Here is a 9,614-nt window from a genome sequence, read left to right as displayed (position 1 = left end):
GACTCGCTCCTCAGCCCCGCCGCCGCGACGGCGTCGTGCACGATCTTGCGCTCGAAGGGCGTCATCGGCTGGAGGGACTTCGCCTCTCCTAGACGACTCGATGTGCCCTGAGGGGTCCTCAGCGGCGGCGCCCGAGGCGGGGATGGCGGAGATGGTGGCGGTGGTGCGCCAGCCTGATCAGGGTGAAGGCGAGCCCCACGAAGAACAGCACCTTCACCAGACCGAGCAGCGGCCCGGCCAAGCCGGTGACCACCGACGCGATGAGGATGAACGCGAGGACGAACAGGAAGACCGGGGGCCCGCCGTGGCGCCCGCGCCGCCGCTCGAACCGCTCGCGGCGCGCCGCGGCCCTCTCGGCCCTGTAAGCCATGTGGTGACCCCAGGAGGCGAGGTCGGCGTGCTGCGGCGGCGTCCAGCCGTCCGCCCGCGGCCGGGCGTACTCGACGGGGCGCCGCGAGGCCGGTCCGGGAAGGTCGGCCGTCATCTGCCGCAGGTCGCTCGCGGTGCGGGCGGCGAGGGCGGTGTCGAGTCGTTCGTCCAGTTCGGCGTGGGTGAGCCGGCCCTGCGCGAAGTGCTCGCGCAGGGCGGTCATCACCTCGTCGCGTTCCGCGTCACCGATCCGCAGATCGTCCCGCGAGGTCATCGAGGGTCACTCCTCCGAGGTGTCGCCGTCGGCCAGGATCTGGTAGAGCTTGCGCCGCGTCTCGGCCAAGATCTGCTTCGCCTGCCCGATTTGCCCGTCACTGCCAGTCTGCGCGATCTGGAAGAGCGCCGCGGCGGCCTGGCGCGACAAATCGAAGAGTTCGTGCACACCCTCGTCGACGTTCGGCGTCATGTCCTCCCAGGGGGCGCGCACCTCCTCGGGGTGCTCGCTCACGTAGGCGCGGCCGGCCTCGGTGAGCGTGAAGGTCTTGCGGCCGTCGGTCTCCTCGGCGCGCACCAGGCCCTCGTCGGTGAGCTGCTGCAGCGCCGGGTAGACCGCGCCGGGGCTCGGCTTCCAGCCTCCCTCGCTGCGCTGGGCGATCTCCTGGATCACCTGGTAGCCGTTGCGCGGCTCCTCGGCCAGCAGGGCCAGGATGGCGGCGCGGACGTCGCCCCGCTTGGCCTTGCGGCCGCCCCTGCCGAACGGCGGGCGCCCGCCGCCGAACCCGAAACCGGGCCCGAACGGGCCGCGCCCGAAGTCCCAGCCGAAAGGCCCCGGCCCCCGATGCCCCCGGAAACGGCGCTCGCGGCCCTCTTCGTCGCGCGGGTGGCCCTGGGGGCCGTGGTGGTGCCCGTGGTGCCCCTGCTGCCAGGCGGAGGCCATGGAGCCGAGCGCGGCCAGCGCGGCGCCCTTGATGGCACGCGGGTCGGGCAGCGCGCCTCCGATCGGATACGTGTGGGTCATTGACTTTCCCCCTTGCAAGTGGCGATCGACTTTCGATCGTTCTCGATGCCTCAAAGATATATCGAGAACATTCTGGGACGCAACCCCTCGTCAAGAAGAAGTCATGTCGCGAATGCCCGGCGGGGCGGGCGTACGCACGGCGGACCCGCCCGGGGCGCGGCGGGACCGTGAGCAATCTCGAAGAAGTGACGCAGATCACGCGAGGACGGGAACAGACATCGAGATCCGAGCGTTATCAGGTTTCGGACGGGATCGTTCTGCTCTGAGAGGGCTGGGGGGTGCTCTTGGAGCGGAACGGTCCCGTCTGCTTTCGCCTCCACCTCACGAGCCCTTGACCTGGCGCGACTCCGGACGGTGGCGACACGCCGCCCGGTTACCGAGAGGGTTCCGCCGGATGGGGGAGATTTTGCCGTAGGGTGCCCGATCGTGATCTACGCATGATGGGGCATACCCACGCGCTGAGCGGCGCCGCCGCCTGGCTGCTCATCGCGCCCGGGCTCACGGCGCTTCCCGCTCTCGGAGGACTCGCGGGCGAGCTGACGCCCGTGGTGGCCAACGTGCTCTCGCCCGGCGAGCTGATCGCCGGGGCCCTGGTCTGCGCGGGCGCGGCGATGCTCCCCGATCTCGACCACCCGCACGCCACGATCGCCCAGACGTTCGGCCCGGCCACCTGGGTGCTCAGCAAGGCGTTCAACTGGGCCAGCGGGGGCCACCGGCACGCCACCCATTCGCTGCTGTTCGCCATCGCCGCCGGCGCCGGCTCCCACCTGCTGGCCGATCGTTACGCGATCGGCCGCGACATCGTGGTCATCCTGATGATCGGGCTGGCGCTGCGGTCGATCGGCATCGGCGTCCCCGGCAAGACCATCACCTCGGCCCTGGTGAACATCGGCCTGACCGCGGGGACGTTCATCCTGTTCCACTCCCGCGACGTGGGCTACCTCTGGCTGGGCCTCGCCGTCGCGGTCGGATGCCTCGCCCACGTGGTCGGCGACTGCCTGACCGAGCGCGGATGCCCGGTGCTGTGGCCGATGAGGCACCGGTGGGTCCTGCCCTACCGCATCGGGATCAAGACCGGCCAGGCGTTCGAGATCAAGATTCTCGGCCCTGTGCTCTCGGTCGTCGTGATAGGCCTGCTGGCGGCACGCCTCATGCCCGCGTCCACCTGACGGCCTACCAGAGGGTAACTTGATGTCGAGATACCTGAGGGATATCTTGATATCGAGAGATCTGTCCTGCCCAAGGTGGTTAGGGCAGCCTAACTGGTGATGGCACTCCACCGGTGCGGCAGGATCTATGGGGCGAACCAGGAAAACTGTGTGCCCCACCATCAGTGGCGATGAGCGTGAAATGAGGGAGGCGAGTCTCCGTGTCCGCGAACAGCTTCGGTTGCCGTGACACCCTCCGCGTCGGTGACGCGGCTTACGAGATCTACCGGCTGGACGCCGTCGAGGGGTCGGAACGCCTCCCGTACAGCTTGAAGATCCTGCTGGAGAACCTGCTGCGCACGGAGGACGGCGCGAACATCACCGCCGACCACATCCGCGCGCTCGGCGGGTGGGACCCCACCGCGGCGCCGAGCGTGGAGATCCAGTTCACGCCCGCCCGCGTGATCATGCAGGACTTCACCGGCGTGCCCTGCGTGGTCGACCTGGCCACCATGCGCGAGGCCGTACGCGACCTCGGCGGCGACGCGAGCAAGATCAACCCGCTCGCCCCGGCCGAGATGGTCATCGACCACTCCGTCATCGTCGACTTCTTCGGCGGCCCCGACTCCTTCCAGCGCAACGTCGACCGCGAGTACGAGCGCAACCACGAGCGCTACCAGTTCCTGCGCTGGGGCCAGACGGCGTTCGACGAGTTCAAGGTCGTCCCGCCGGGCACCGGCATCGTGCACCAGGTCAACATCGAGCACCTCGCCCGCGTCGTCATGATCCGCGACGGCAGGGCCTACCCGGACACCTGCGTCGGCACCGACTCCCACACCACCATGGAGAACGGCCTCGGCGTGCTCGGCTGGGGCGTCGGCGGCATCGAGGCCGAGGCCGCGATGCTCGGCCAGCCGATCTCCATGCTCATCCCGCGCGTCGTCGGCTTCAAGCTCACCGGCCAGCTTCCTCCGGGCGCGACCGCGACCGACCTGGTCCTGCGGATCACCGAGATGCTGCGGCAGCACGGCGTCGTCGGCAAGTTCGTCGAGTTCTACGGCGACGGCGTGACCGCCGTGCCGCTGGCCAACCGGGCCACGATCGGCAACATGAGCCCCGAGTTCGGCTCCACCTGCGCGATCTTCCCGATCGACGGCGAGACGGTGAAGTACCTCAAGCTCACCGGCCGCAGCGCCGAGCAGGTCGCGCTGGTCGAGGCGTACGCCAAGGAGCAGGGCCTCTGGCACGACCCTTCCGTCGAGCCGGTCTTCTCCGAGTACATCGAGCTCGACCTCGCGACCGTCGTCCCGTCCATCGCCGGCCCGAAGCGCCCGCAGGACCGCATCGCGCTGTCCTCGGCCAAGGAGACCTGGCGCCACGACGTGCGGGTGTTCGTCCCTGACGCCAACGGCACCGACGAGGAGGGCAAGGAGTCCTTCCCCGCCTCCGACTCGCCGGCCTCCAACGCCAGCGCCGACGGGCACGACAAGCAGGAGGACAAGCCGGCCGCCGCCACCGAGCCCGGCTCGGAGGCCGGCCGCGACCGCCCGCGCAGGCCGACCCCGGTCACGCTGGCCGACGGCACGTCGTTCGAGCTGGACCACGGCGCGGTGGTCATCGCCGCGATCACCTCCTGCACCAACACCTCCAACCCGTACGTCATGATCGGCGCGGCCCTGCTGGCCAGGAACGCCGTCGACAAGGGGCTCACCCGCAAGCCGTGGGTGAAGACCTCGCTGGCCCCGGGCTCGCAGGTCGTCACCGGCTACTTCGAGCGCTCCGGGCTCACGCCCTACCTCGACAAGCTCGGGTTCAACCTCGTCGGCTACGGCTGCACCACCTGCATCGGCAACTCCGGGCCGCTGCCCGAGGAGATCTCCGAGGCCGTCCAGTCCGGCGACCTGGCCGTCACCGCCGTGCTGTCCGGCAACCGCAACTTCGAGGGCCGGATCAACCCCGACGTCAAGATGAACTACCTCGCCTCGCCGCCGCTGGTCGTCGCGTACGCCCTGGCCGGCACGATGGACCTCGACCTGGACACCGAGCCGCTCGGCACCGGCGCCGACGGCCAGCCGGTGTTCCTGGCGGACATCTGGCCCTCCACCGAGGAGATCGCCGAGGTCGTCAACTCCTCGATCGGCGAGGACATGTTCAAGCGTGACTACGCCGACGTGTTCAAGGGCGACGAGGCATGGCGCTCGCTGCCGATCCCGACCGGCGACACCTTCGAGTGGGACCCGGCCTCGACGTACGTGCGCAAGGCGCCGTACTTCGACGGCATGCCGAGCAAGCCGGAGGCCGTGACCGACATCCACGGCGCCCGGACGCTGGCGCTGCTCGGCGACTCGGTGACGACCGACCACATCTCCCCGGCCGGCTCCATCAAGTCCGACTCGCCCGCAGGGCGCTACCTCAAGGAGAACGGCGTCGAGCTGAAGGACTTCAACTCCTACGGCTCCCGGCGCGGCAACCACGAGGTCATGATCCGGGGCACGTTCGCCAACATCCGCCTGCGCAACCAGATCGCGCCGGGCACCGAGGGCGGCTTCACCCGCGACTTCACCAAGGACGGAGGCCCGGTCGTAGCGATCTACGACGCCTCGGTGAACTACCAGGCGGCCGGCGTCCCGCTGGTCGTGCTGGCGGGCAAGGAGTACGGCTCCGGCTCCTCACGCGACTGGGCGGCCAAGGGCACGGCCCTGCTCGGCGTCCGCGCCGTCATCGCCGAGTCCTACGAGCGCATCCACCGCTCCAACCTGATCGGCATGGGCGTCCTCCCGCTGCAGTTCCCCGAGGGCGAGAGCGCCGCCTCGCTGGGCCTGACGGGTGAGGAGACCTTCGACATCACCGGTGTCGAGGAGCTCAACTCGGGCACCACCCCGGCGACCGTGACGGTCAAGGCGGGGGACCGGGAGTTCCAGGCCGTCGTGCGCATCGACACGCCCGGAGAGGCCGACTACTACCGCCACGGCGGCATCATGCAGTACGTCCTGCGCTCCCTGCTCGCCAAGAGCTGAGCAGGGTAAGGCGAGGCCGAGGCCTCGCCCTCGGGGGTTCACTCCGACACACAGGACGGCCCGGCGGAACACCCATCCGCCGGGCCGTTCCGCTGCCCGCGCCGGGTGCCGATGGCCGCCTCCGCGTCAGGCCGCGTCGCGGGGGTCACAGGACGCGCCGCTTTTCTTCTGAACCCGCTACAGCTCTTTGTGTGGATATTGCGAAATAAATAGGGTTGGAATGGGTTCTGTTGATGGTTCAGGTGATTGTTGCACTCTGCTCGAACTGGCGCGATTCTCCTTTTCCGATGGGACCGGACGGTACGCGGTCAGGCGTCCGGCAGGCGTCCTAGCTGCCCTGATGTCCATGGACGGCCGCTCGTCCGCCGGAGGCTCGATGGGGTGGGCGAAATTTACCACACCGGATAGTTCCTTTCATTCAGGGAAATATCGCAGCTTGTAGGGTCTTGTGGAGAAAGGGAGGAACGCATCATGACGCACGCGATGTCGAACCCCGTCACCCTTCCCCTGGACCGCCAGAATCCCTTCGACCCGCCGCGCGATCTGCGCCGGTGGCGCGAGGAGGGGCCGATCCGGCCGATGCTCTACACCGACGGGCACGTGGGCTGGCTGGTGACCGGCCACGCCGCCGCCCGCGCGGTGCTCGCCGACCCCCGTTTCAGCACCGATCCCGACCTGCTGCACCCGCCGGTCGGCGAGCGGGTCACCCAGGAGCTGATCGCCGAGGTGCCGGGGTTCTTCCTGCAGGAGGACCCGCCCGAGCACACCCGCTTCCGCCGGCAGCTCACCGGCCACTTCACCGTGCACCACATGAAGCGGCTGGAGCCGAGGATCGAGAGGATCACCGCGGACCGGCTGGACGCCATGGAGCAGGCGGGCCCTCCCGCCGATCTGGTGGAGGAGTTCGCGCTGCCCATCCCCTCCCTGGTCATCTGCGAGCTGCTCGGCGTGCCGTACAGCGGGCACCACCGGTTCCAGAGCCGGTCGCGGGTGATGCTCGACCTCGAATCGACGCCCGGGCAGGTGCGGGAGGCGATGGACGACCTGATGGGGTACATGCGGGAGCTGGTGGTCCAGAAGCGCGCCGAGCCCGGCGACGACCTGATCAGCAGCCTGGTGTCGGCCCGGCGGCTCACCAAGGACGAGATCACCGGCGTGGCGATGCTCCTGCTGGTCGCGGGCCACGAGACCACCGCCAACATGCTCGCGCTTGGCACGTTCACGCTGCTGCGGAACCCCGTCCAGCTGGCCGCGCTGCGCGACGACCCCTCCCGGGCCGCGACCGCCGTTGAGGAGCTGCTGCGCTACCTCACCATCGTCCACGTCGGCGTCGTGCGCGCGGCACGGGAGGACGTGGAGATCGAGGGCCAGGTGATCAAGGCGGGGGAGACGGTGACGGTGTCCCTGGCCGCCGCCAACCGTGACCCCGGCCATTTCGAGGACCCTGACACGCTCGACCTCACGCGGCAGGGGACGGGACATCTGGCCTTCGGCCACGGCGTCCACCAGTGTCTCGGGCAGCAGCTCGCCCGCGTGGAGATGCGCGTCGGATACCCAGCGCTGCTGCGCCGCTTCCCCGGCCTGCGACTCGCCGTGCCTCCCGAGGAGGTGGCGACGCGCTCCACCATGGCGATCTACGGCGTGCACCGGCTGCCGGTCGCCTGGTAGCGGGCGCCCGCACGGGGACGGCGTCCCCGCCGCCCGTCACGACGTCGCCGCCTCCGCGCCCGCGGGCGCGGCCCACTAGGCTGGGCGCGTGGCAGGGCGAGCAGGCGGGCGGCGGTGGCGCGAGCCGGCCGTACGAAGGCCGGTGATAGGTGAGTGAGCACTCTCTCAGAGCAGGTGCGGGCCGCGATAGCGAGCAACGTCAGGCACGCTCGGCGCACGAGGGGGCTCAGCATCCGAGACCTCGCCGACCGGTCCGGTTTCAGCAAGGCGCTGCTGTCCCAGCTCGAACGCGGCCTGGCCAACCCGACGGTGGAGGTCCTGTCGGGTCTCGCCGAGGCGCTGGAGCTGTCCTTCGCCGACATCACGCGCACGCCGCTGTTCGAGCCGCAGGTGATGCGGAGGGCCTCGGCCGACGAGGCCGCGCGCACGCTGCTCAGCTCGATGGACCGCCGCCGGTTCGAGATCTACGAGTCCGTGCTGCCACCGGAGCACACCCATGAGAGCGCGCCGCACGGCCGGGGCTCGGAGGAGTTCGCCTACGTGCTGTCCGGCGCCGTGACATTGGAGATCGCGACCTGGCAGGTTCGGCTGCGCTCGGGCGACACCGTCCGGTTCCCGGCCGAGACCGAGCACAGCTACAGGACCACCGCGCGGGCGACCCGGTTGCTGACCCTGGTCTCGATGCCTTCCGACTAGGGCACTCGGCGACGGCGACGGCCCGCCGGAGGGACCGTCAGGCCGGGCGGAGCACGACCATGCTCCGGTAGCTCGGCGCGCCGTACCACGCGAGCCGGTCCAGGGCGGCCGAGGGCAACGGCAGGTCGAGGGCGTCCACGTAGGTCTCGCCGAGGTCGGCGTCGGTCCACGGGTCGTTGGCGTAGAAGACGTCACCGTCCACGCTGTGCACGGTGATCCAGTGAGGGCTGCTTTCCGCGTGCATTCCCAGTTGCTCGATGAGCACCAGCGCGATGCCGCCGTCGGCGAGCGCGCCACGCAGCCGGTCGAGGCCGAACGCCGCGGTCTCGACGGCGATGCCGCGATCGGCCAGCTCGTTCCTGAACCCCGCCTGGATGAACGCCCGCATGTCGCGCTCCTCGTCGGTGCGGCACAGTTCGAGCAGGACCGGCCCCTCGGCCGACAGCAGCACCTCGGGCGCCGCGCCGCGCCCGGCGGCGGCGACGGCCAGCCCGAGCGGATCGCATCCGCCCACGGTCGTGGCCTCGCGCCACAGGCGCATCTCCTCGGCCCGGTCGGGCTCGCCCTGCAACCCGAGAGCGCAAAGACCCATCTGGAGCGCCACGGGCCCGCAGGTGAAGTCCGTGGTCTGCCGCATGTAGCGCAGAGCACGGCCGGGCGCCCTGTCACGCCATCGCACCTGCCCGAAGCCGGTATCCGCCGGGTCCTCGGTGACCGGTCCCGCCCACGTGGGAACCGGAAGTTCGCGGTAGCCGCGATCCAGCGACCGCTCCCAGGCGGCGTCCCTGGCGGCGAACCACCGCTTGACCGCGACGGCGCCGTCCTGGAAGGCCCGGTCCTCGACGGTGGTCACCAGCGCGTCGGCCACCTCCTCGTCCGCCGCCCAGACGTCGACGATCTTCCTGTAGGCCGTCATCGGCCGGTGCGCCTCGAAGGCCGCCCCGACGAGGGCGTCACCGGAACGGACCGTGACGAGCGTGCGCACCTGGGCGCCCCCGGCGCGCCGCCATCGGCGCAGGAGCTCCTCGGGCAGGCCGAGGATCCCGTCGGCGACGCGCCCGACGTCACCGGTCACGGGCAGCACATCGACACGTGGTTCAGGCATGGGGGGAAAACCTCCTACTGCGCCGCCGGGATCGAGGCCAGCAGCTGTCGGGTGTATTCGTGTGCGGGGGCTCCCAGCACGGAGCCGACGGGGCCGCTCTCCACGACGCGACCCCGGCGCATCACGTAGACGCGGTCCGCGATCTGCCGGGCCACCGCCAGGTCGTGGGTGATGAACAGCAGGGTCAGCCCCAGCTTCCCGCGCAGGTCCGCGAGCAGGTTGAGCACCTGGGCCTGGACGGACACATCGAGCGCTGACACCGGCTCGTCGCAGACCAGCAGGTCCGCGCGAGGGGCGAGGGCACGCGCGATGGCCACCCGCTGGCGCTCGCCGCCGGACAGCGCCCTCGGTCTGCGGCCGGCGTACGCGGCGGGCAGCCCGACGAGTTCGAGCAGCTCCCCGACCTCGGACCTCGGCCGCCCGGCCGCGGCGAGGGCCTCGGCCAGGGACGTGCCGACGGTCAGTCCCGGATTCAGGGCGGAGTAGGGATCCTGGAAGACGATCTGGACCCGCCCGGCCCCGGTGCCCGCGCCGTGGAAGCCGATCCGGCCGGAGTCCGGCCTGCCGACGACGTCGGTGCGGCGGCGGATTTC

The 9,614-nt window shown here is 70.6% G+C and carries 8 protein-coding genes and 1 pseudogene; 4 read left to right on the top strand and 5 right to left on the bottom strand.

The window, feature by feature from the left end:
• The 3 genes and pseudogenes from AB0B89_RS32155 to AB0B89_RS32145 all read right to left on the bottom strand — a co-directional run.
• Positions 1-95 (bottom strand): annotated as a pseudogene (locus AB0B89_RS32155) (R3H domain-containing nucleic acid-binding protein); the annotation flags it as partial.
• Positions 96-118: 23 nt separating this feature from the next.
• Positions 119-643 (bottom strand): DUF1707 domain-containing protein, encoded by a 525-nt coding sequence (locus AB0B89_RS32150; RefSeq protein ID WP_358560300.1) that lies wholly within the window; start codon positions 641-643, stop codon positions 119-121.
• 6 nt (positions 644-649) lie between these two features.
• Positions 650-1,387: a PadR family transcriptional regulator gene (locus AB0B89_RS32145; RefSeq protein ID WP_358560298.1), complete on the bottom strand. Its 738-nt coding sequence runs from the start codon at positions 1,385-1,387 to the stop codon at positions 650-652.
• A gap of 437 nt (positions 1,388-1,824) precedes the next feature.
• Here AB0B89_RS32145 and AB0B89_RS32140 point away from each other — a divergent pair, with 437 nt between their 5' ends.
• The 4 genes from AB0B89_RS32140 (at position 1,825) to AB0B89_RS32125 (ending at position 7,916) form a co-directional block, all read left to right on the top strand.
• The gene (locus tag AB0B89_RS32140) at positions 1,825-2,556 is read left to right on the top strand and encodes a metal-dependent hydrolase (protein ID WP_358560296.1); all 732 of its coding nucleotides are present in this window, start codon (positions 1,825-1,827) and stop codon (positions 2,554-2,556) included.
• A 200-nt stretch (positions 2,557-2,756) separates the two neighbouring features.
• Complete coding sequence (locus AB0B89_RS32135) at positions 2,757-5,552, top strand: aconitate hydratase (RefSeq protein WP_358560294.1); 2,796 nt, start codon at positions 2,757-2,759, stop codon at positions 5,550-5,552.
• 471 nt (positions 5,553-6,023) lie between these two features.
• The gene (locus AB0B89_RS32130; RefSeq protein ID WP_358560292.1) at positions 6,024-7,220 is read left to right on the top strand and encodes a cytochrome P450; all 1,197 of its coding nucleotides are present in this window, start codon (positions 6,024-6,026) and stop codon (positions 7,218-7,220) included.
• A gap of 153 nt (positions 7,221-7,373) precedes the next feature.
• Complete coding sequence (locus AB0B89_RS32125) at positions 7,374-7,916, top strand: XRE family transcriptional regulator (RefSeq protein ID WP_358560290.1); 543 nt, start codon at positions 7,374-7,376, stop codon at positions 7,914-7,916.
• 37 nt (positions 7,917-7,953) lie between these two features.
• Here AB0B89_RS32125 and AB0B89_RS32120 read toward each other — a convergent pair whose 3' ends face one another.
• On the bottom strand, positions 7,954-9,021 hold the full coding sequence (locus AB0B89_RS32120) for a peptidase C39 family protein (protein WP_358560288.1): 1,068 nt from the start codon (positions 9,019-9,021) through the stop codon (positions 7,954-7,956).
• Between the two features lie 14 nt (positions 9,022-9,035).
• Positions 9,036-9,614: ATP-binding cassette domain-containing protein (locus tag AB0B89_RS32115; protein ID WP_358560286.1), on the bottom strand; the 579-nt coding region annotated here is incomplete at its 5' end.

The organism is Sphaerisporangium sp. NPDC049002, assembly GCF_040649355.1.
In the GTDB taxonomy this organism is placed as follows: domain Bacteria; phylum Actinomycetota; class Actinomycetes; order Streptosporangiales; family Streptosporangiaceae; genus Sphaerisporangium.
Note: the sequence above shows the minus strand (reverse complement) of the source record. Positions and strands in the feature narration are given on the sequence as shown.

Coding starts and splice junctions, on each gene's coding strand:
- AB0B89_RS32145 (WP_358560298.1), bottom strand. CDS start 1,387: ATGACCCACACGTATCCGATCGGAGGCGCGCTGCCCGACCCGCGTGCC.
- AB0B89_RS32130 (WP_358560292.1), top strand. CDS start 6,024: ATGACGCACGCGATGTCGAACCCCGTCACCCTTCCCCTGGACCGCCAG.
- AB0B89_RS32120 (WP_358560288.1), bottom strand. CDS start 9,021: ATGCCTGAACCACGTGTCGATGTGCTGCCCGTGACCGGTGACGTCGGG.
- AB0B89_RS32150 (WP_358560300.1), bottom strand. CDS start 643: ATGACCTCGCGGGACGATCTGCGGATCGGTGACGCGGAACGCGACGAG.
- AB0B89_RS32140 (WP_358560296.1), top strand. CDS start 1,825: ATGATGGGGCATACCCACGCGCTGAGCGGCGCCGCCGCCTGGCTGCTC.